A 21447-nucleotide genomic window follows, 5' to 3' on the forward strand; every position below is an offset into this window, starting at 1 on the left:
TGCTGCATCACTTCTTGTCACGCCATACCGCCTCCGCTTCAGAACATGTGATTGACGCCGATCCGCCCAACCGTCTGTGCGTTCGAACTCGACGCGAGATAGCCGAACTGCGCGGCGTGCGCGTTCGGCCCGGACGCGCGCTGCAGACCAACGCCCGCATAAACCTGCGTGACCTTCGACAGGTAATGCGTCAAGAACAGGTTGTACTGATTGAATGTCAGCTCTTCGAACGTCGAGCGGTTGTACGACAGGCCGAGCACATACAGCCGCGCGCCGCCGCTCAGATCGATATTCACGCCGACCTGATAGTTGTGCTCGTGCACGGAACCTTCCGCGTTTTCGAGCTTCACATCGGTATACGTGACGTGCGGCGTGAACACGTTGATGGCCACCGAGCCGCCGACGGCGATCGTGCTGTAACGGCTAGCGTTGAACTGTACGCCCGAGCGCAGTTGCTGGCCGAGCAGCGACGTAAGACTGAACACGCCGAAAATGTCGGCTGTGCGGTCATGCGACATCGTGTACGCAGCCCCAAGCTTGACGATACCGTGCTGATAACGCGCACCCACGCTGTACTGCCGTCCCGCGCTGAAATCGCCGGCCTGACCACCGAAGCTGTTCATCACGCCGGCCTGAAAGCCGCGGTAGTTGATCGTTTCGTACTTCGCCGAGTTATTCAACGCATGCACATTCGCCAGGCCGTCGAGGTTGCCGACCGTGTAGAAGGACGAAATACCCGGCACCGAGTTGTTCAGTGCGCCGACATACTCATAGATATAGTCTGGAATGTTACCGAAGCTCAACGCGCCCCATTGGTCGTTCGCAAGACCGACGTACGCATCGCGATTGAAAAAGCTGGTCGGATTGATCTGCGCGCCCGTGTTGGACAGGTAACCGGATTCGAGCCGCGCAAACACCGCGTTGCCGCCGCCCAGATCTTCCCTCACCAGAAAACCCCAGCGGTCCGGCGTCCGTTTGCCTGCCGATTGCTGCACCAGATGGCCTCCATGCGAGTTCGTCACGAAGTCGACGCCTGAGTCGATGCTCCCGTATATCGTGACGGACGACTGCGCGAGCGCAGGACAGCTGATTAGCGCGGCACATCCGCCGACGAACAATCTAGTCTTCAACTTGCCTCCAAATATTGTTATCCGATGTTGTTATCGTGGCCGGCCGGGGTCTCACGGGCGGGCACGGTTGTCTGTCGTCGGTAAAGAGCCACGCAACGCCGATTCTCCTGGTCGGCGTCGCGCGTCGACAACCCCTTCACGCTGCGCAAAGTGTAGCGGGGTCATTTACGCTTTTGAATCGTGAAATATTTATCAATCGATAGAACAATGCGAATACTGGCCTGGGGTATTTCCCAGGAACCATTGAAAAATGCGATTACCCTTCTTTAATCACCGGTATTTCGCGTGCTACCATCCGCGCGTTCCAAATCGACTTCCGAAACGACAAAGCGCCGCCTATGCGGAGGAAAACAGAATGCTAGTCAGAGCAGTACCGCCGCGGCGCATGGTCGTCGGCATCAGCGGCGCGTCGGGCGTCGTATACGGCGTGCGGCTGCTGCAGCTGCTAAGGCAGATGGACATCGAAACGCATCTGGTGATGAGCCGCTCCGCGCAGGTCACGCTTGCGCACGAGTCCGACTACAGCGTTGCGGACGTGCGCGCGCTCGCCACCGTCTGCTACTCGAACACCGACATCGGCGCCGCCATTTCGAGCGGCTCCTTCCCGGTGATGGGCATGATCGTCGCGCCCTGCTCGATCAAGACACTATCGGAGGTTGCCACCGGCGTGACGAGCGGCCTGCTGTCGCGCGCCGCGGACGTGACGCTCAAGGAACGCCGCCGCCTGGTGCTGATGGTGCGCGAAACGCCGCTGCATCTGGGGCACCTGCGCAGCATGACGAGCGTCACCGAAGCCGGCGCAATCGTCTATCCGCCGGTGCCGGCATTCTACGCGAGCCCCGAATCGATCGACGACATGGTCGATCACACGCTCGGCCGGGTGCTCGATCTGTTCGGCATCGAGACGTCGGTCGTGCATCGCTGGGGCATGTAGCGCCAGCCGTTGTCATGCGCGGTCATTAATAAAATTGCCTGATGATCCATTCGGATTCTTTTGCTTCTTAAGTGCCCGGCGTTGTTTTAAAGTTCATTCCAGTTTTCAGCGGGTGATGCATTTTAAAACTGCATTAAAAGGATTTATCGATCGATTGATAAATCAACTCGATAAAAGCGCCCCAACACGGAAAGAGGTTGATTCGACGAATGAAGATTGTCATTGCGGGAGCCGGAATCGGCGGACTGACGGCAGGCGTGGCGTTACTGAAGAAAGGCTTCGATGTCACCATTCTCGAACAGGCGCAGGCGCTCAAGGAGATCGGTGCAGGCGTGCAACTCGCGCCGAATGCAACACGGGTGTTGTACCAGATCGGCGTCGGCCAGAAGCTTGAAGCGCTTGCATGCGAGCCGCCCGGCAAGCGCGTGCGCCTGTGGAATACCGGTCAGGCGTGGCGCCTGTTCGATCTTGGCGCGGCATCGCGGGAAATTTACGGCTATCCGTACTTCACGCTGCATCGCGCAGACCTGCATCAGGGTCTGGCCGACGCTGTGTATGCGCTATCGGCCGATGCAATCCGTCTCGGCGAGAAAGTCGAAGGCTTGAAGCAACGCGGCGGGAAGGTTGAAGTCACAACGGTTCAAGGCAACGTGTACGAAGCCGACCTGCTGATCGGCGCCGACGGTGTGCACTCGCGCGTGCGGCGCGCGTTATTCGGCCCTGATGAACCCGTGTACTCTGGCGTGATGGCATGGCGTGGTGTGATCGACGCGGAAAGACTGCCCGAACACTTGCGCACCGGTTACGGCACCAACTGGGTCGGGCCCGGCGCACACGTCATTCACTATCCTTTGCGAGGGCATAAACTGATCAACTTCGTCGGCGCGGTCGAACGCGATGGCTGGCAAGTCGAATCCTGGTCGGAACGCGGCACGCTCGAAGAATGTCTGAACGATTTCGCAGGTTGGCACGACGACGTTCGCGCGCTGATCTCGGCCATCGACATTCCGTACAAGTGGGCGCTGATGGTGCGCGAACCGATGACGCGCTGGAGTTCCGGCCATGCGACGCTGCTCGGCGACGCGTGCCACCCGACGCTGCCATTTCTCGCGCAGGGCGCCGGCATGGCGATCGAGGATGGCTACCTGATCGCACGCTGCGTCGCGCGTTATACGGACGACTTGCCGCGCGCACTGGAACGCTATGAAGCATTGCGACTCGAGCGCACCGCGCGCGTCGTACGCGGCTCGGCGGCCAATGCGACGCGCTTTCACAACCCGCAGCTCGCGCATGCAGAGGGCGCGGCGGATTATGTCGACCGCGAATGGAGCGAGGAGCGCGTGAAGGAGCGCTACAACTGGCTGTTCGAATACGACGTCGACGCGGTCGAAGTTTGAGTTTCGAGCCAGCGTTAAAGACGTTCACGCAATAGAAGTCGTTCAAGCGCCTGCGCCGGGTATCGCCCGCGAGCCGGGCGCGATGTCTGGAGACAAAAGATGGCCACGATTCCCGCTGTCCTCGGTCTGCACCATTTCGCATGGCGCTGCCGCAACGCCGAGGAAACCCGTCATTTCTACGAGGACATTCTCGGTCTGCCGCTGACGCACGTGATCCGCCTCGACCGCGTGCCGAGCACCGGCGAGCATTGTCCTTATGTGCACCTGTTTTTCGAGCTCGCAGACGGTTCGAACATCGCATTCTTCGACCTCGGCGACAACACCGCCGCACTACCGTCGCCGAATACGCCTGCATGGGTCAATCACATCGCGTTCCGCCTCGCGTCGCTCGAGGAGCTCGCAACGATGAAGCAACGGCTCGTCGATCACGGCATTCAAGTTCTCGGTATCACCGATCATGAGTTCGTGCGATCGATCTATTTCTTCGATCCGAACGGGCTGCGTCTCGAGTTCACGGTCGTCGTCGCGAATGCGGAAACGCTCGACGGCTATAAAATGCGGGCTCGCGGCGCACTCGACGCATGGACCGCGGATCAGAAAAAAGCTGCACCGGAGACACGTCCCGCATGACCGCCCTGAACTCCACTCATGACCCGGCACTGCGCAGCTGGGTCGAAACGGCCAATCTGCCAGGCGCGGATTTTCCGATCCAGAATCTGCCGTTCGGCGCGTTCGAGCGCGATGGTCATGCACGTACCGGCGTCGCGATCGGCGATCGCATCGTCGATCTGCACGCGCTGCACGAAGCAGCGCTGATCGACGGCGATGCGGCGCTTGCCTGCGCTGCGGCGAGCGGCGGCTCGCTAAACCCGTTGATGGCGCTCGAGCCGCGCTATCTCAGCGCATTGCGCCGCGCGCTGTCCGCGCTGCTGCGCAGGGACTCGCCGCAAGCGCCGCAGGTTCAGTCGCGCGAGGCCGCGCTGCTGCCGCGCATTGCCGACGTCACGATGCGGTTGCCCTGCGAAATCGGCGACTACACCGATTTCTTGACATCGCTGTATCACACCGAACGGCACGGCCGCTATAAAGGTCTGGCCGATCCGCTTCCGCCCGCATTCAAGTCGCTGCCGATCGCGTATCACGGCCGCGCATCGTCGCTGCGCGTCAGCGGCGGGGAGGTGCGCCGTCCGCGTGGACAGTATCGCGACCCGCACGGCAATGTGTGCTTCGGCCCGGCACCCGCACTCGATTTCGAACTCGAACTCGCTGCTTTTATCGGTCGCGGCAACGCATTCACGCAACCGATCGCAATCGACGACGCACACGATCACATCTTCGGCTATTGCCTGCTCAACGATTGGTCCGCAAAAAGCATTCAGTGGTTCGAACAGGTGCTCGGCCCGTTTCTCGGCAAGAGTTTTCATTCGAGCCTGTCGCCGTGGATCGTCACCGCCGAGGCATTGGCGCCATTCCGCAAGCCGGCGCCATCGCGTGCCGCTGGCGACCCCGCGCTGCTGCCGCATCTGCATGGCACGTTCGATCAGCAAAACGGCGGGTTGAACATCGAGCTCGAAGCGTATCTGTCCACGACGAAAATGCGCGCTAATGGCGTTGCGGCGGTGCGTATCACGCGCACGCATCTGGACAACCTGTACTGGACCTTCGCGCAGATGGTCACGCATCACGCGAGCAATGGCTGCAATCTGCGCACCGGCGATCTGCTCGGCAGCGGCACGATTTCCGGCGCCGACGATCTTTCGCGCGCGTGTCTGACCGAACTGACGAATGCCGGCAAAGACCCGTTGCAGTTGCCGAATGGTGAAACGCGCACCGCGCTCGAAGACGGCGACGAAGTTGTGTTCCGCGCGCGCGCGGTGCAGCCTGGCGCCGTGTCCATCGGCTTCGGCGAATGCCGCGGAACGATCGCACCGGCACTCGAAGCACTTGCATCATCCGGATCTTCGATGTCGTCACGCAGCGAGGCACACGCATGACCGCACTCAATGGATTCGTGCAAGTCGGTCACGGCCCGCGCAAAGTGCTCGCGATGTCCGGCTGGTTCGGCAGTTCCGCGGATTGGCGGGGGCTCGTGCCGGCGCTCGACGTCGACAGCTTCACCTACGTATTCTTCGACTATCGCGGCTACGGTCAATCGCTCGAACGTGACGGCGCGTTCACGTTCGCCGAAGCAGCGGGTGACGTGCTTGCGCTCGCGGATCATCTCGACTGGCAACGCTTTAGCCTGATCGGCCATTCGATGGGCGGCATGGCAATGCAGCGCGTGCTGCTCGCCGCGCCGCATCGTATCGAACGGATGGCCGGCATCTCGGCGGTGCCCGCGTGCGGCTCGCGGATGGACGCAGCGCGCCTCGCCGGCTTCAGTGCAACGGTCAACGATGTGTCAAAGCGCGCGGGCATCATTGCGTTTTCGACCGGCAACCGTCTTACGCCGACCTGGAGCACGCATCTCGCGAATGAATCGGTGCGGCTGTCGAAGCGCGAAGCGTTCGCCGGCTATCTGCCCGAATGGGCGTCGCGCGACTTTTCCGCTGAATTGATCGGTAGCGCGGCCGCACAGGTGCCGCTCAAGCTCTTTATCGGCGAACACGACCCGACGCTCACCTCCGATCTGATGAACCGCACGTGGCTCGCGTGGTATCCGCACGCGACGCTTGAAACGCTCTCGAATGCGGGCCACTACGCGATGTATGAGGTACCGGTTGCGCTCGCAACCAAGCTGGAAGACTGGCTGAAACAGACGACGTAGCAATACTGTCCACATGCCGTGGTCCGGCGTGCGGACGCAGGAGACTCCATGTACGAGACCACTTACCTGCGCGCATCGACGCTCGAGGAAGCCGTCGCGTGGCTGCGCGAGCACGACGAGGCACGTCCGCTATCCGGCGGCATGACGCTGATTCCGACGCTCAAACAGCGACTCGCGGCGCCATCCCACCTGATCGACCTCACCCGCATCGACGCTCTGCACGGCATCGCCGTCGTGGATGGCGCACTGCGCATCGGCGCACTGACGCGGCACGCGGAAGTTGCCGCTTCGCCGATCGTCGCCGCGACGATCCCGGCGCTCGCCGAGCTCGCGAACGTGATCGCCGATCCGCAAGTGCGCAATCGCGGCACGATGGGCGGATCCGTCGCCAACAACGACCCAGCCGCGGATTACCCGTCCGCGGTGCTCGCGCTGAACGCGCAAGTCATCACTTCCGAACGGCGCATTGCCGCCGACGATTACTTCGTCGATACGTTCGAGACCGCACTCGCGCCGGACGAACTCGTCACCGCAATCGAATACGCGATTCCGCTGCGCGCCGCCTACGCGAAGTTCCGGCAACCGGCTTCGGGCTATGCGGTGGTTGGCGTGTTTATCGCGCACTATCCGGACGCGGTGCGCGTCGGCGTAACCGGTGCGGGCGCATCGGTGTTCCGCTGGCGCGATGCCGAAGACGCACTGACCCGTGAGCTTTCCGAAGCATCACTCGCCGCTGTGAAAGCGGACCCGTCGACGTTACCCGATGACGACAATGCATCGGCCGTGTATCGCGCCCATCTGATCGAAACATACGCGCGCCGCGCATTGCAGACGCTGCTCGCTCAACCGCTGCGCCCAGCCGCTCAATAGGAGACGAATAAATGGAATTCACCGGATCGCAAACCATCGCCGCCGCGCGGGAACAGGTCTGGCGCGGCCTGAACGACGCGGCCGTGTTGCAGGCCTGCGTGCCCGGCTGCGAAGCGTTTACCGCGGAAAGCGACGACGAGTTCAAGGCCGTTGTGGTTGCGGCAGTGGGGCCCGTAAAAGCGCGCTTCAAAGGCACGCTGTCGCTATCCGAGCGGGACGCGCCGAACGGCTACAAGATCGCGGGCCAAGGCGAAGGCGGCATCGCCGGATTCGGCAAGATGACCGCGACGGTCACGCTTGCCGATGCAGAAGAAGACGGCGGCACGCTGCTGACCTACGTTGCCGAAGCACAGGTCGGCGGCAAGCTCGCGCAGATCGGTTCGCGGCTCGTCACGTCGGTTGCGAACAAGCTGGCAGCGGAGTTTTTCAAGCGGTTCAACGCGACGATGAGCGCGACTGCGGAAGAAGCTGGCGCGGCGAAATAACCGCGACGATGCGATCGAAAACGCAACAAGGGTGAATCATGGTTGAAGTTCAGTTGCAGGTGAACGGCGTCGATGTCCGGCACGACGTGCCTGACCAGACGCTGCTCGTCGAATTCCTGCGTGAAACGCTACGCCTGACGGGCACGCACGTCGGCTGCGATACGAGCCAGTGCGGCGCGTGCACGGTCAATCTCGATGGCGTCTCCGTCAAGTCTTGCACGGTGCTCGCCGCACAGGCGAGCGGCGCACGGGTGGTGACCGTCGAAGGGTTGAAGCCGAACGAAAAGACTGGCCTGCATCCGGTGCAAAACGCGTTCGTGCAATGTCACGGATTGCAATGCGGCTTCTGCACCCCCGGCATGATCATGTCGTGCGACTTCTACTTGCGCCAGCCGCCGGCACTCGACGATGCGAGTATCTGCCACGGACTCGAAGGCAATATCTGCCGCTGCACCGGTTACGTGAACATCATCGAGGCCGTGCGGCATGCGGCGCGCGAGATGTATCCGGAACATGCAGGTGCCGCGCATCAGGAGGGCGAGCGCTCATGATCGGCAAACCGGTTCCGCGTGTCGAAGATTTGCGCTTCGTCACCGGCAAAGGACAATACACCGACGACCTGCACGTCGAGGGCCAGCTCCATGCGGCATTTCTGCGTTCGCCTCATGCGCATGCGGTGCTCAATTCGATCGACACAACGACAGCACGTGAAGCGCCTGGTGTCGTCGCGGTGCTCGTCGGTCAGGACTATGTCGACGACGGTTTCCTCGGCTGCGACCACGTGCCGAACCCGATCGATGCCGTCGATGCAACGAAAAAGGCGTTCCTCACGTCGTCAACCGGGTCGATTTTCAATCAGTTGCATATTCCGCTGCCGGTCGACCGCGTTCGATACGTTGGAGAAGCGATCGCGATGGTGGTCGCCGAAACGCCGCTGCAAGCGCGCAATGCGGCCGAAATGATCGAAGTCGATTACGACGTGCTCGACGCCGTGGTCAACGGTGCGGATGCGATGCACGAAGACGCGCCGCAGTTGTGGGAAGGCGCGCCCGGCAATCTGTGTTTCCAGACACAGATTGGTGACCGCGATGAAGCGCGCCGTATTCTCGCGAGCGCGCATCATGTCGTGCAACGCGAGTTTCATCACAGCCGGCTCGTGAACTGCCAGATGGAACCGCGCAGCGCGATTGGCGACTACGACGCGCAGGCCGGCACCTATACGCTGATTTCCGGCAGCCAGGGCGCGGTGCGCCAGAAGCTGGTGATCGCCGGCGCGTTGAAAGTGCCGCCAGCACAAGTTCGCGTGGTCTGCCCGGATACCGGCGGCGGCTTTGGACCGCGCTCATTCGTGTACGTCGAACAGCTGGCCGTCGTGTGGGCCGCGCGCCGCATCGGCCGCGCGGTTAAATGGACCAGCGATCGCAGTGAAGCGTTTCTGTCCGACTATCAGGGACGCGATCAGATCATCCGCTCGACGATCGGCTTTTCGAAAGACGGTCGCATTCTCGCAATCGACAACGAATGGATTGGCAACGTCGGCGCGCATACAGTGTCATACGTGCCGATGTCGAACGGCACGCGCATCATGACCACCGTCTACGACGTACCGGTCGCGGCCGTGCATGTCAGCGCGGTGTTGACGAACACGGTGCCGACCGCGCCGTATCGCGGCGCGGGACGTCCTGAAGCACACCATGTGATCGAGCGGATGCTCGACCTCGCCGCCGCGGAACTGGGCCTCGACCGTGTCGAGATTCGCCGGCGCAATCTGGTCACACACGACAAGCTGCCGTACCGGAGCCCGATGGGCCTCACTTACGACAGCGGCGAGTTTTCACGCAACATGGAACGTGCGCTGACACTCGCCGAATGGGATAGCTTCGAAGCGCGCCGCGCCGCATCGCGCGCGCAAGGCAAGCTGCGCGGCATCGGTCTCGCGAACTATATCGAGTCGCCAGTCGGCGCACCACGCGAGCGCATCGAACTCACCGTGCTACCGGATGGACGAGTCGATATCGTCTCGGGCACGCAATCGACTGGCCAAGGGCACGAAACCACCTTTGCGCAAGTCGTCGCGCAACACCTGGGCGTGCCGATGTCCGCCGTGAAGCTGCGCACCGGCGATACCGCGTTCGTCAGCATCGGCGGCGGCAGCCATTCGGACCGCACGATGCGCCTGGGCGGCATGTTGCTGGTCGATACTGCTGCGCAGATCGTCGCGACCGGCAAGCGCGTTGCCGCGACGCTGTTCGATATCGCCGACGCAAAGGTGGAATTTGTCGATGGCCATTTTGTCGACCCCGCGTCGGGCCGCCGCACGAGCCTGTTCGAAATCGCGCGCCACGTCGCGAGCGACGGCCTGCCGGGCGAGCCCGCGAAGAAAAAGCTCTACGCGGAAGCGGAAGTCAACACGCGCGTGCCCGCGCATCCAACCGGCTCGGCGATCTGCGAGCTCGAGGTCGATCCGGACACCGGCATCGTCACGCTGGTCAACTACACATCGGTCGATGACGTCGGCCAGCCGATCAACCCGCTGATCGTCGAAGGCCAGGTACACGGCGGCCTCGCACAAGGGATCGGCCAGGCGTTATCGGAGACCTGCTACGTCGATCGCGAAACAGGCCAGGTGCTGACCGGCTCGTACATGGACTACGGGATGCCGCGCGCGGGCGTAGTGCCGCCGTTGCGCGTCGAGCTGACCGAAGACCCGACGCACGGCAACCCGCTGCGCGTGAAAGGCGGCGGAGAGAGCGGCATCACGCCGGCCACTGCGACGATCTTCAACGCACTTGCCGATGCGCTAAAGGAGATCGGCAATGAAGAGCTCGATATGCCGGCTACGCCGAAAGTGGTCTGGGAATACATCCATCGCGATGCGGCGTAAATACCCTCGACCCGCGCAATCCACGCGCAGCGGCGGCTCGAACTGAAACCAGGGAACTTGCATGTCCACAGAATTCGTTGCAATCAAGCGGAACGGTCCGCTGCTCGACATCCTGCTCGACCGGCCCGAGAACGGCAATCTGATCAACGCGGAAATGAGCGACGCGATCATCGCCGCCGTAACGAACATTGACGACGACGTCAAACTTGTGCGCATCGGCAGCAGCAGCGCCGATTTCTGCAAGGGCCGTCAGTCGCCGATGCCGCCCGCCGATGCGAAGCCATCGGCGGAGACGCTGCGCCGTGTCGTCGCGGCGCCGCCGCTGGCGCTGTACGACGCGCTAAAGGCCGTGCGCGTGCCGGTCGTGTCCGTCGTACGTGGCGAAGCGATTGGCGTCGGTTGTGCGTTGGCGGGCGTTTGCGACGTTGCGCTCGCCGCCGATACCGCCGTGTTCCAGATCCCCGAAATGGAACGCGATATTCCGCCGACCCTCGTCATGTCCGCGCTGATCGGCCGCGTGCCGGTCAAGACCGTCGCGCATATGGTATTGAGCCGCGAACGTCTCAGTGCGACCGAGGCGTTGCATGCGGGGCTCGTGAGCCGCGTCGTCGCAGCAGCGGAGCTCGATACGGCGACGGAAAAATTGACGCAAACGCTGCTCGGCTGCAGCGCGGTCACATTGCGGGCGGTCAAGCAGTTCCTGCATCTCGCACCGGAAATGCCGGCCTCGGGTGCAAGCGGCTTCGCTGCGCACCTGGCGGCCACCGCACTATCGGCGCGCTTCTGATTTCGATTGCGCCGGCACGAAAAAAGCCGACTTATCCATACGCATCCGCATTGCGCGAGGACCCCCACGTGAGACCGAAGACAGTCATTTCCTCCACCGTGCAAGGCGCGGCGGCCCCGGACCTCGAACAGTTCCGCCTGCGCCGTTTTCTCGACGCACTCGACGAAAGCGAACTCGAACGCCGCGAAGAACCGGTCGATCTTGCCGACGTCGCCGCGATCATGGAAGGCAATCCGCGTGCGGTTTGGTTCAAGCGTCCGGCAGGCGGCGCGATCTCGCTCGCCGGCAGTGTCGCCGCGAGCCGCACTCGCCTTGCGCACGCATTCGATACAACGCCTCAAAAACTGCTCGCAACCGTACGCGAACGGCTCGCGATAAAGGGCAAGCTCGTCGAGGTCACGCGCGAGGAAGCACCGGTGCAGCAGGTCGTGTTGACCGGCGATGCGTGCGACTTCACCGCGTTGCCCGTGCATTTGCAGCACGATCTCGACGGTGCGCCGTATATTTCGGCATCCATCGATTTTGCCGTCGATCCGGAAACCGGCTGGACCAATGTCGGCATTCGCCGCCTGATGCTGCGCGGCCGACGCACAGCGGGAATCGACCTCGTCGCACCGTCCGATCTGCGCGCTATCAGCATTGCCCATTCGAAGCGAGGTGAACGTCTGCCGATCGCATTTGCAGTCGGCACGCACCCCGTCGACCACGTCGGCGCAACAATGCGTATTCCGGCCGATGAGCTCGAACTCGTTGCCGCGCTGCGCGGCACGCCGATGGGCGTCGTCAAATGCGTGACGAACGATCTGCTGGTGCCCGCCGATGCGGAATTCATCCTCGAGGGCTATCTCGACGAGCGCGGCCATGCGGAACCCGAAGGGCCGTACGGCGAATTCCTCGGCTACTACGGCGGTGTGAAGACGAACCCGGTGTTTCATCTGACCGCGATCACGCATCGGCGCGACGCGGTGTTCCAGACCTGCACGATCGGCGGCCGCTCGATGGCGCGCACCGACACCGCGCAACTCGCCGCACTGCGCACCGAGGTCACCGTGTGGCGCGCGCTCGAAACCGCCGTGCGCGAAGTCAAAGCGGTCTATTGCAGCCCGGCGACCGGCGGCATGTTCAACGTGCGCATCGCGCTGCAACAGCGCGTGCCCGGCGAGGCACGTAATGCGATCGCCGCGGTGTTCGCATCGCTTGCGAACGTCAAGCATGTGTTCGTCGTCGACCCGGACATCGACATCTTCTCCGAGGAACAGATGGACTGGGCGCTCGCGACGCGTTTCCAGGCCGATCGCGATCTGGTCGTGCAGAATGGCCTGCGCGCGATGCCGCTCGATCCGTCACTGCATGGCATCGCACACGGTGCGGCCAGTACCGCGAAAGCGGGCTTCGATCTGACGTTGCCGTTGCTTGCACCGGGTGCACAACGGCCGCTCGAACACCGGGTGCCGACGCCGCCGCGCTACGAAGGCACGCGTTTCAAGTCGCTCGAAGCGGCGCTCGAAGACGGCCCGAAGCGCTTTGCCGAGCTGATGGCCGCGACCGGCACGCGCGACGGCCGCGAGGTCGTGCGCTGGCTCGAGGATATCGCCGCGACCCGTGCAATCACACGCGACGATGAAGGTCGCTACGCATTTTCCTGACGCAGCATCGCGCGGCCGCCGCGGGGGTGGCCGCGCATCCGGGCTTCTTCACACGAAACGGACGGGATAGAATCTGCGGCATTCGTAAGTTGGACACGAAGGATCGCCGTCAATGAATCTCTCCCTCAAGCAGCTAAAAGTCTTTCTCGGGGTCGCAAACGCATCGAGCTTCACGAAAACCGCGCAAAGCATGCATCTGAGCCAGGCGGCGCTGAGCGCGATCATCCGCGAACTCGAAACCCAGTTGCAATGCCGGCTGCTCGAACGTACGACCCGCACCGTCGCGCTGACCGACGCGGGTCGCGCGTTCTATCCGACGGCCATGAAGATCGTCGAAACGCTCGAGAAATCGGTAATCGAATTGAACGAGCTTGGCCGTCAGAAGCAGGAATCGCTGCTGCTCGGCTGCACGCCGATGATCGCCGCGAGCCTGATGCCGCAGGTACTCGCGCGGTTTGCGCGCGCCAATCCGTCGTCCACCATCGAACTCGTCGACCGGCCGCCCGGCGAATTGCTGCGCATGGTCGAAGAGGGTGACCTTGATGCGGCGTTCGGCATCTTTTTTTCGCAGCTTTCCGGCATCGACCGCATGCCGATTTTTCCAACACGGCTGGTCGCGGTGTCGGCGGAAGGCGACACTTCGCTGGGCGGCGCTGCCGCGCGCGAGCGGCACGGCGTGCGCTGGAGCGCGCTCGAAGGACTGCCGCTCATTACGCTACCCAAGGACAATCCGCTGCAAAGATTGATCGAAGCGACGCTGTCGAAAGAAGAAGTAACCGTCAGCCGGCGCATGGTAGTCGGACACCTGCAAACCGCGATCGCGATGGCTCACGAAGGATTGGGCATAGCGGTGATGCCGTCGTTCTGCGAACACATCTGCAGGCACTACCGTGTGCAAATCGACGTCATGCGGCCGGAGATCGAGTTCTCGTTTTACCGGATCACGCGTAGCGGCCGCGATACGCTTGCTGTGCTCGATACATTTACGGAAATGTTCGCGCAGGCAGCTCAGCAACGCCCCGTCGCGGCGAGTCCGGAACTGACGCCGGCTCCGGTCGTTGCGGCCGCGCAGCGCGGCAAATAGCGCAGCGATTGCGATTCGTTCGTCGAACGAATCGGTCGCAGCCCATCACGCCCGGCGCTCAACCGCGGGCTTACCGTCGCCGTTCGCCCCACGATTGCCGCACGCCATGCTCGAAAATACGCCATCGCGTCGAATCAGTCCATGGAACATCGCGGCGGCCAGATGCGCGAGGAACGTGACGAATAGCAACATCGCAAGCCAGGTATGCGCGCCGCGCAGAAACGCATACAGACGCGGACTCTGCGGCACGATCGGCGGCAGATCGAAGCCCGCGAACATATGCACCGGAAATCCGCCCGCCGACAACATCGACCAGCCGACCAGCGGCATCGCAAACAGCAGCAGATATAGCAGCCAGTGCGATCCGTGCGCGATGCCGCGCTGCCAGCCCGGCATATCGGCCGGCAACGGCGGCGGCCGGTGCGTGATACGCACGATCAGGCGCAACGCCACCAGCACGAAAATCGCAATGCCGAGCGGCCGATGGATCGCAATGAGTGTCAAATGCAGCCGCGATACCGTTGCAACCATCCCGACGCCGATAAACAGCATCGCCACCACGAGCGGCGCCATTAGCCAATGGAAGAAGCGAGCGGGCAGACTGAAATGTGCTTGACCTGCTTTCATTGATGACCTTCTATCGACGGAATCTGCCCTGCGGGCATGTGAGCCTCTTCACGAAGCCTGCGATTGTAGGACACGGCGTAAGCCGCCGAACGCGCGGCGAGCAGCGGATCGTCGGACGGCTTCAGCCCATCGGGTAGTACCGTCGGATCGTAGTTGATGTCGCGGCAATCGCCATCGGCTTGCGCAGTTTCGCGCTGGATGGTCAACGTCCCCGCGTCGATCTGCCTGCGATCGTCGGGCCATGCCTGAGTGGCGTCGTTCGTTACATCGCCGGGCGCGGCCACCGTCAGAATCAGGTGCCAGCGCAACGGCCCTTGCGCGAGCCGGTTTGAAAGTTCTTCCGAAAGATAGTCCGGCGCATTGCCGCTCGGCTTCGCAGGCTCATAAGCCGCTTCGGGCACCATCGCCCAGCGGATAAACGACGTATTGCCATCGGCGTCGATCGCGCGAAACGCGTTGATGCTGTAATACGCGGCGTTGGCGAAGCTGCTCGAAGGCGGATGGGCCTTCACCCATTTCATGAACGGCTGCGTCTCCGGGTGCGCGGCAAAGAACGCTTTCAGCTTCGCCGGATCAGGCTTGCCCGTCGTCGGGTCGGGTTTGCCCGCCACAAGCTGCTGATAAAACGCTTCAGGTGTGTTGACCACGAACACCGGTGTGTTGTTCATCCCGGTTCGCCATTGCGCATGATTCGGCAATTGGAACTCAAGCGCGAAACTGCGCACCGGCGTGCCGCCATCCGGCGCGACCGGATTCGGCCCCGGAATGGCGAAGCGGCCGATCACCGGCGTGCGCACCGGTTCGAACACTTCCGCACGCGAGATGCCCGACGCCTTGCCATTGCCTTCGAAGTAGCCGGCAACACAGACGCCCTTCGCATGATTGCGGCGATAGCCCGGATGCACGCCGGTGTACGTTTCGAATTTATTGACGATGTGTTGGGGCGTCAGACGGTCCGGTGCAGCGAAACCCGCGACATAGACAAAGGCGCCGCCCACCGCGAGCACCACCACGCCAATTGCGGCTAGTTTGCCGACTTCCGAAAACGGTCGTTCTTTCATGAACCCTACCTTTGCTTGAGATTCGCAATGGGGCGAACACGGCGCTTTCGCATTTATTCCACCAGTTTTCGAGGTCGTACAAATGTAAGGTTAAAGGTTGAACAAGACGCCTAACAAACCACTGCAAACAAATACTGTCGCGTTTATCCTATCGACGCTCACACCTTGTTTCCGGGAAATCCATCATGTCTGTTTGCAGCCAATTTGAACTATTCGGTTTCTGGCGCTCGTCGGCCACGTATCGGGTGCGCGTCGCTTTGAACCTGAAGAAAATGAACGCGCAGGAAATGACCATCGATCTCGATGCGGGTCAGCAGCAAAGTCCGGAATTTCTCAAGGTGAATCCGCTCGGCGCATTGCCGACGTTGATCGAACCTGGACAGCAGCCGCTCACGCAATCGCTTGCGATTCTCGAATATCTCGAGGAGATACAGCCGACGCCGCCGCTGTTGCCGTCTGACCCGCGCGGCCGCGCACGCGTCCGTTCGATCTCGTCGATGCTGACCGCCGATACGCACCCGCTCGTCGTGCCACGGGTCAAGAACTACCTGATGGAGCGCGGTGGTTTCGATCTCGCGGCCTGGCGCGAATGGCAAATCCAATGGTTCGGCGCGGGCATTCGCGCGCTGGAAAGACGCCTCGTCACCGAACCGGGCACGGGCATCTGGTGCCACGGCGATACGCCGACGTTCGCCGATATTTCGCTCGCGAGCATCATCGCGGTGATGCGCGTGTTCAACGTATCGATCCCTAACACGCCGACCGTGGATCGCATCGTCGAGCAGTGCGATGCGCACGAAGCATTCCTGAAGGCCGCGCCGTACCGGCAGCTTGGCGCGCCGCCGGTCCCGGTGCGCGGCTAGAAGTGCGCGCGCAAGCCGGTGCCGATCAGCAACTGATTGCGGCTCGATGAGGGATCCGCTGAGTTGATGATCGCGGGTGCGCCGGACGATGCGCTTTGATAGACCGCTTCGAGATAGACATCGGCGCGCTTCGAGAACACGTAGTCGGCCTGCACGCCGCCCTGATGCCAATGTGCGGAGGAGCCCTTCGTGTACGTGTACATCGCGGCTAGCACCAGGCTCGGCATAAGCTGATAGACGCCGCTGACCTCATAGTTGCTGAAGCCCGCTGAAGGCTCGACGGCGCCGGAATCGGCATCGGTTACGCCGCTGAATGTCGATCGCGACCAGGCAGCGGCTAGCGTCAGGTCGCCGATCACGTAGCTCGCACCCGTGGCGTAGGTGTTCTGTTTCGCGACGGACGCATTGAACACATCGCGATTCGCGCCCGGCAATAGCACCGGTTCGAATGCACCGCCCGCAGTATTGCCGCGGCCGTTCGCATGCAGATACGCCGCGCCCGCGGTAAATGGCCCATTCTGATAGTTCGCGGCAAAGTTATAAAGCCGGTTATTCGCGAACTGCCCCGCGTCGTTTGAAAATGCGTAGAGTGCGGCTGCGCTGAAGCCGGACAGGGTCGGGCTCACATACTTGACCGAATTGCTCGCGAGATAGGTGTTGTTCGCGTTGTCGTTATCGAATGGATGCGCGAATGCGGTGCCGCCGGCGCCGCCCGTCAGCGTAAACGGCGCGAAGTAATCGTGAATCAGGTCGTACTGGTGGCCCAGCGTCAGTGTGCCGAAGCTGTCGTTCGCGAGCCCCACATAGTGCGGATGATCGTCGAGGCTTTCGCCGGTGGTCGTCGAAAAGCCGCTTTCGAGCCGGAAAATGGCCTTGTTGCCATTGCCTAGATCTTCAGTGCCCTGCAGACCCCAGAAGCTCCCATCGACCAGGCCGCTCGTCGCCTGATAGGACGCGTGGCCGCCGATGTTGCTGAAGTACGCGAGACCTGCATCGATTTCGCCGTACAGATTCACGCTGCTTTGCGCGTGAGCGGTCGATACGGCGCACGTCACACAGGCGACGAACGCAAATGAATGCGCGACGGCTTGATTGCTGTTGTTGATTTTTTCCGCGGGCACAGGCAGTTCCTTATGGTTGTGCCTTATGTTAATCGCGAGCGCTGTGCGTGTCGTTGCGCAATCGGCGAAAAAACATCAGTGCAACGACGGTTCATCAAGTCCGAAATGACTGCGCAGTCCATCGTGCAGCGCCAGCGCATAGTGTGCGATCGCAGGTGTCCACGTGTCCGCTGCATCGCACATGCGCTGCAGTTCGCGACATTGGTCGGCGAACTGCGGCTCGCGCACGATCAGGAACGCACCGCCGGCGCTGTGCGCCCAATCGCGCAATGCTGTACGGTCGCAGGCATCGACGATGCCCGCGAGCCTCGGCAAGTCGGTGCTCAGATGGTCCTTCAGCATCGCAAGATAGAGAGACTTGTCTACGGCGTCGAGTGTGTCGGGCGCCGCCGCGTCCGATGAGTGGCGACTGTCATACGCGGCGTGTGGCGGCAAATCGTGCGCCCCTTCGCGCAGCGCAAGCAGAGCTGCCTGCAATTGCTGCAGCGATGCGGGCTTCGGAATGCAGCCGGCAAAGCCGCGCTGCCGCCATTCCAGTGTCTGCTCGGCACCGGTGACCGCGCTGAATGCGATGACCGGCAGCGACGGCCAGGTATCGCGCAATGCGGCCATCAGCGCGTAACCGTCCATCACGGGCATATGGATGTCGGTCAGCACGAGATCGGCTTCGGCCTGCGCAAGAACTGCCAGCGCCTGTTTGCCGTCTCCGACGACGGTCGGTACACAGCCAAGCGTCGTCAGTTGGTCGGCGACGAGCGTACGGTTCAGCGGATTGTCTTCGGCAACCAGTATGCGTAGGCCGCTCAATGCGGATGACGCAGTTGGCCGGACGCGCTCGGCGGCTACGTGCGATGTGTGGTCGAGCGATGTGTGGTCGAGCGATGCGGCGTCGTGCGCGGTGCCGATGCCGGTGGCCGTCCCGCCGCGCTCGACTCCGTTCACCGCAAGCTCAATCGCCGCGGCCAGCGCATGCTGGCTAAACTCGCTGACTTCGAACACCCGATCACCGCGCACGCCCGGACTCAGCGGGCCGTCGCGCGTCATCCATATAATCGCTGCCGTCGCGTCCGGCATCGATGCGCGCAATTGCGCTATCACGTCGTCGCGGTACTCTGCCGTCACGATCATGAACGCCGGCCGATTCACGCGCAGCCATGTGCTCGCCGCATCGGGCGAGGTCACGCAGGTTGGCTGCCAGCCTCGCTGTGTCAGTACTTCGTCGAGCCATTCGGCCGCTGCCGGCTCCTGGCAGAGTACGGATGCGGCACCGCGCGCGGTGCGCGGTTCAGATAACGCGCCGCGATTTGCCGCTCCGCCGGCTTCGTCTTCAGGGTATGCACGAAGCGGCAAGGTCACCGTGAATGCGCTGCCAACACCCTGCACGCTCTCGACTGCAATCTTCCCACCCATCAATTCACACAGCCGAACGCAGATCGACAGGCCGAGGCCCGTTCCGCCGAAGCGGCTCGCCGTGCCAGGCTCAGCCTGCACAAACGGCTTGAAGATCCGCGCGACCTGTTGCGCGTCCATGCCGATCCCGGAGTCGCTGACACGGCAGACCAGCGAAGCGTCGCCTTCTTCGTCATAACGTACGTGCGCGCTCAAGACCACCCGGCCGCTCGATGTGAACTTGAAGGCATTGCTCAGCAGGTTGTTGACGATCTGCACGACGCGCGTACGGTCGCCTCGCCAGCAGCGATGCAAAGCCGGCGACAGGTACGCATGAAAATTCAGCGGCCGTCCTGCTGCAAGCGGCGCGTACGACAGTGCGAGACTTTCGAGCGCATCGAGCGGGTTGAACGGTTCGTCGACCAGCTTCATCATGCCGGCGTCGATCTTCGAGAAGTCCAGGATATCGTTGACGATGCGGCGCAAGCTGTCGGCCGCGATGCCGACCGCACGCACCCGCTGCTCGTGCTGCTCGAGGCCCGGGCTGCGCGACAACAGTTCGAGATTGCCGAGCAGTGCGTTCATCGGCGTGCGGATCTCGTGGCTCATCGCCGCGAAAAAATTGCTCTGGGTGCGCATCATCGCTTCGGTTTCGCGTTGCGCCGCGCGCAACTGCTCGCCGAGCCGGTGACGGGCGGAGATGTCGAGAATCGAGCAGAACAGCACGTCTTCGCGCTCGTGCCGCGCAGCCTGGTAGTTGACCTGCAGCATTTGCGCATCGGCCCCGTCGGGTCGCCCCGCAAGCGCGGGCACGATGAACTCACCCTGTTTGTGCGCCGGCTGCCGACCGGTATCGGTATCCTTACCGGCATCCTTATCCGCAAGCGGCGACACGGCAGCAGACGGGCTCAGGCTGCGTTCCGTATAAGCGGCTGCAATATGCGGCGGCAAACCCGCCGCATTGCCGAGATGCAACATGCCGCGCGCAAGCTGGTTGGCCGCCATCACCGAGAAGTCACGCTGTCTGACGATGCACAGCCCGACCGGCGTCGCACTCACGACGATATGGTTGATCGTCTCGCTCTGCAGCGCATGCAGCGACTCGTCATGCCACTTGCGCAGCAGCCGCATGCCCCAGAACTTCGCGGCGAACACCATCCCGGCGATCAGCAACAGCCCGAAACCCAGGATCGCGCCCAGCTGCAATGCCGTCGCCGCGAACACGGCACGCCACGGGATATAGCTGACAAGCAGCCCGTTCCGATGCGTCGCCGCATCGACGAACACTACGCCGCGCCACGTTTGGCGCACACCCCCGGGCGGCGTTCGTGCAGCGAGTTCGCGCAACCATCCGATCGTCGACGTCGCATGCGGCGAGGTCGATGCGATCGGCCGGTAGCCGATCGAGCGCAGCAACACCGTGGTCGAACCGGCGGGTTGGCGAACGCCGGCGAGCAATCCGCTGGTGGGGAGCGTCATCGCGATCAGCACGGCAGGCGCGCCATCCGCGGACTGGATGCTCAACGTGCTGACGACCGGCGCGCCGCTTAGCGGGTCACTGTATGGGCCGACCAGCACATGATCGCCTTTCGCGAGTGTGCGTTTTCCCGTTTGTGCCGCCAGCTCGCGAAGCAGCGTATCCCGCAATGTCGCCGCCAGACCGGCGTCGAGCGGCGGCGCGTGCGGATCGGCGGCGGGATCGATGGCCGGTAGGATTGCCGCGTAGTCGTCATCGAGCCCGATCAGAAATGCGCGGTACGGCAATTCGAATGCTTCACGCGTCGCGAGCGTCGCGTCGGCGGCTTCCGTGAGCCGCCACAACTGCGTGCTGAGATCCGCGTGCCAGGCCGCCCGGGTTGCGTCGGACACGACGATGCTGAACGGAATACCCAGCGTCGAAGAATGGCTGAGCGCAACCCCAGATTCGCTGATCTGACGAACCAGTTCGTCAGGCGCGTGATGCACGTCTCGCGTCTGACGATAGAACTGCACCGTCAATTCGGTTCGCACAAGAAACGATGCGGCACGATGCAGCAGCAACGACACGTCGGCCGCATTCTGTGCGCTGGTCCGGCGTTGCAGGTCGAGCTGTTTGTCGATGGCCAGCACCGCGAGCAGCAGCATCGAAAACGCGACGATCGATATCAGGATGATCAGCGTCGCGAAGTACAAACGCTGCTGGCGCCGCGCATTCGCCGCCAGCGACGCGAATGCGTCGGCGAGCGATTCGTGCGTGCGGTCGAGAATGTTTGGCATCGCATCGCCTGTTGAAGTACGCCCCGGCAGGGTGCGCGTCTCGCTCGCATGCAAACGATTGCGTGAGCACCACCGTTCGCGGGCAATGGGTGCCACCAGTGTAGATCGTTTCGGTGCACCAGGCATCTAATGTCTGATGGATCGGC

18 protein-coding genes are annotated in these 21447 nt (G+C 62.6%); 13 read left to right on the top strand and 5 right to left on the bottom strand.

All coding sequences use genetic code 11. The features are described 5' to 3' along the window. Window positions 1-38: 38 nt before the first annotated feature. Entirely contained in the window at window positions 39-1130 is a 1092-nt protein-coding gene (locus tag BX592_RS00380) for a porin (RefSeq protein ID WP_134189661.1), read from the bottom strand. A gap of 355 nt (window positions 1131-1485) precedes the next feature. Between BX592_RS00380 and BX592_RS00385 the strand changes: the two genes are divergently transcribed. The 12 genes from BX592_RS00385 (at window position 1486) to BX592_RS00440 (ending at window position 13984) form a co-directional block, all read left to right on the top strand. After that, on the top strand, window positions 1486-2064 hold the full coding sequence (locus BX592_RS00385) for a UbiX family flavin prenyltransferase (protein WP_134189662.1): 579 nt from the start codon (window positions 1486-1488) through the stop codon (window positions 2062-2064). 209 nt (window positions 2065-2273) lie between these two features. Next, a complete protein-coding gene (locus BX592_RS00390; protein WP_134189663.1) occupies window positions 2274-3461 on the top strand; it encodes an FAD-dependent monooxygenase in 1188 nt (395 codons plus the stop codon). Window positions 3462-3560: 99 nt separating this feature from the next. Next, window positions 3561-4091: a VOC family protein gene (locus BX592_RS00395; RefSeq protein WP_134189664.1), complete on the top strand. Its 531-nt coding sequence runs from the start codon at window positions 3561-3563 to the stop codon at window positions 4089-4091. Then, window positions 4088-5455 (top strand): fumarylacetoacetase, encoded by a 1368-nt coding sequence (gene fahA / locus BX592_RS00400; RefSeq protein WP_134189665.1) that lies wholly within the window; start codon window positions 4088-4090, stop codon window positions 5453-5455. Before BX592_RS00395 ends, fahA begins: the two co-directional genes overlap by 4 nt. Further along, the gene (locus BX592_RS00405; RefSeq protein WP_134189666.1) at window positions 5452-6228 is read left to right on the top strand and encodes an alpha/beta fold hydrolase; all 777 of its coding nucleotides are present in this window, start codon (window positions 5452-5454) and stop codon (window positions 6226-6228) included. The genes fahA and BX592_RS00405 overlap by 4 nt, the downstream gene beginning before the upstream one ends. 48 nt (window positions 6229-6276) lie before the next feature. After that, window positions 6277-7098: an FAD binding domain-containing protein gene (locus BX592_RS00410; protein WP_134189667.1), complete on the top strand. Its 822-nt coding sequence runs from the start codon at window positions 6277-6279 to the stop codon at window positions 7096-7098. A gap of 11 nt (window positions 7099-7109) precedes the next feature. Continuing rightward, window positions 7110-7583 carry an SRPBCC family protein gene (locus BX592_RS00415; RefSeq protein WP_134189668.1) on the top strand — a complete coding sequence of 158 codons (474 nt, stop codon included), beginning with the start codon at window positions 7110-7112 and terminating at the stop codon, window positions 7581-7583. 38 nt (window positions 7584-7621) lie between these two features. Further along, window positions 7622-8134, top strand: a complete 513-nt coding sequence (locus BX592_RS00420) for a (2Fe-2S)-binding protein (protein ID WP_134189669.1) — start codon at window positions 7622-7624, stop codon at window positions 8132-8134. Then, the gene (locus tag BX592_RS00425; RefSeq protein ID WP_134189670.1) at window positions 8131-10467 is read left to right on the top strand and encodes a xanthine dehydrogenase family protein molybdopterin-binding subunit; all 2337 of its coding nucleotides are present in this window, start codon (window positions 8131-8133) and stop codon (window positions 10465-10467) included. Before BX592_RS00420 ends, BX592_RS00425 begins: the two co-directional genes overlap by 4 nt. Before the next feature lie 61 nt (window positions 10468-10528). Then, window positions 10529-11254, top strand: a complete 726-nt coding sequence (locus BX592_RS00430) for an enoyl-CoA hydratase/isomerase family protein (protein ID WP_134189671.1) — start codon at window positions 10529-10531, stop codon at window positions 11252-11254. A gap of 68 nt (window positions 11255-11322) precedes the next feature. Beyond that, window positions 11323-12900 carry a UbiD family decarboxylase gene (locus tag BX592_RS00435; protein ID WP_134189672.1) on the top strand — a complete coding sequence of 526 codons (1578 nt, stop codon included), beginning with the start codon at window positions 11323-11325 and terminating at the stop codon, window positions 12898-12900. Between the two features lie 112 nt (window positions 12901-13012). After that, the gene (locus tag BX592_RS00440; RefSeq protein ID WP_134189673.1) at window positions 13013-13984 is read left to right on the top strand and encodes a LysR family transcriptional regulator; all 972 of its coding nucleotides are present in this window, start codon (window positions 13013-13015) and stop codon (window positions 13982-13984) included. A 45-nt stretch (window positions 13985-14029) separates the two neighbouring features. Here the strand turns inward: BX592_RS00440 and BX592_RS00445 are convergent, their stop codons facing one another. Together BX592_RS00445 and BX592_RS00450 are read right to left on the bottom strand one after the other, a co-directional pair. Next, complete coding sequence (locus BX592_RS00445; RefSeq protein ID WP_134189674.1) at window positions 14030-14611, bottom strand: cytochrome b; 582 nt, start codon at window positions 14609-14611, stop codon at window positions 14030-14032. After that, on the bottom strand, window positions 14608-15672 hold the full coding sequence (locus tag BX592_RS00450; protein WP_134189675.1) for a catalase family peroxidase: 1065 nt from the start codon (window positions 15670-15672) through the stop codon (window positions 14608-14610). The genes BX592_RS00445 and BX592_RS00450 overlap by 4 nt, the downstream gene beginning before the upstream one ends. Before the next feature lie 185 nt (window positions 15673-15857). On the opposite strand from BX592_RS00450, the gene maiA reads away from it, so the two are divergent. Continuing rightward, window positions 15858-16535 (top strand): maleylacetoacetate isomerase, encoded by a 678-nt coding sequence (gene maiA / locus BX592_RS00455; RefSeq protein ID WP_134189676.1) that lies wholly within the window; start codon window positions 15858-15860, stop codon window positions 16533-16535. Here the strand turns inward: maiA and BX592_RS00460 are convergent. Continuing rightward, a complete protein-coding gene (locus tag BX592_RS00460; protein WP_377681568.1) occupies window positions 16532-17656 on the bottom strand; it encodes a porin in 1125 nt (374 codons plus the stop codon). The genes maiA and BX592_RS00460 overlap by 4 nt on opposite strands. A 75-nt stretch (window positions 17657-17731) precedes the next feature. Continuing rightward, a complete protein-coding gene (locus tag BX592_RS00465) occupies window positions 17732-21301 on the bottom strand; it encodes an ATP-binding protein (RefSeq protein WP_166676279.1) in 3570 nt (1189 codons plus the stop codon). Between the last annotated feature and the right edge of the window lie 146 nt (window positions 21302-21447).

Source organism: Paraburkholderia rhizosphaerae (assembly GCF_004366595.1).
In the GTDB taxonomy this organism is placed as follows: Bacteria; Pseudomonadota; Gammaproteobacteria; order Burkholderiales; family Burkholderiaceae; genus Paraburkholderia; species Paraburkholderia rhizosphaerae.

Coding starts and splice junctions, on each gene's coding strand:
- BX592_RS00385 (WP_134189662.1), top strand. CDS start 1,486: ATGCTAGTCAGAGCAGTACCGCCGCGGCGCATGGTCGTCGGCATCAGC.
- BX592_RS00390 (WP_134189663.1), top strand. CDS start 2,274: ATGAAGATTGTCATTGCGGGAGCCGGAATCGGCGGACTGACGGCAGGC.
- BX592_RS00395 (WP_134189664.1), top strand. CDS start 3,561: ATGGCCACGATTCCCGCTGTCCTCGGTCTGCACCATTTCGCATGGCGC.
- fahA (WP_134189665.1), top strand. CDS start 4,088: ATGACCGCCCTGAACTCCACTCATGACCCGGCACTGCGCAGCTGGGTC.
- BX592_RS00405 (WP_134189666.1), top strand. CDS start 5,452: ATGACCGCACTCAATGGATTCGTGCAAGTCGGTCACGGCCCGCGCAAA.
- BX592_RS00410 (WP_134189667.1), top strand. CDS start 6,277: ATGTACGAGACCACTTACCTGCGCGCATCGACGCTCGAGGAAGCCGTC.
- BX592_RS00415 (WP_134189668.1), top strand. CDS start 7,110: ATGGAATTCACCGGATCGCAAACCATCGCCGCCGCGCGGGAACAGGTC.
- BX592_RS00420 (WP_134189669.1), top strand. CDS start 7,622: ATGGTTGAAGTTCAGTTGCAGGTGAACGGCGTCGATGTCCGGCACGAC.
- BX592_RS00425 (WP_134189670.1), top strand. CDS start 8,131: ATGATCGGCAAACCGGTTCCGCGTGTCGAAGATTTGCGCTTCGTCACC.
- BX592_RS00430 (WP_134189671.1), top strand. CDS start 10,529: ATGTCCACAGAATTCGTTGCAATCAAGCGGAACGGTCCGCTGCTCGAC.
- BX592_RS00440 (WP_134189673.1), top strand. CDS start 13,013: ATGAATCTCTCCCTCAAGCAGCTAAAAGTCTTTCTCGGGGTCGCAAAC.
- BX592_RS00445 (WP_134189674.1), bottom strand. CDS start 14,611: ATGAAAGCAGGTCAAGCACATTTCAGTCTGCCCGCTCGCTTCTTCCAT.
- BX592_RS00450 (WP_134189675.1), bottom strand. CDS start 15,672: ATGAAAGAACGACCGTTTTCGGAAGTCGGCAAACTAGCCGCAATTGGC.
- maiA (WP_134189676.1), top strand. CDS start 15,858: ATGTCTGTTTGCAGCCAATTTGAACTATTCGGTTTCTGGCGCTCGTCG.
- BX592_RS00465 (WP_166676279.1), bottom strand. CDS start 21,301: ATGCCAAACATTCTCGACCGCACGCACGAATCGCTCGCCGACGCATTC.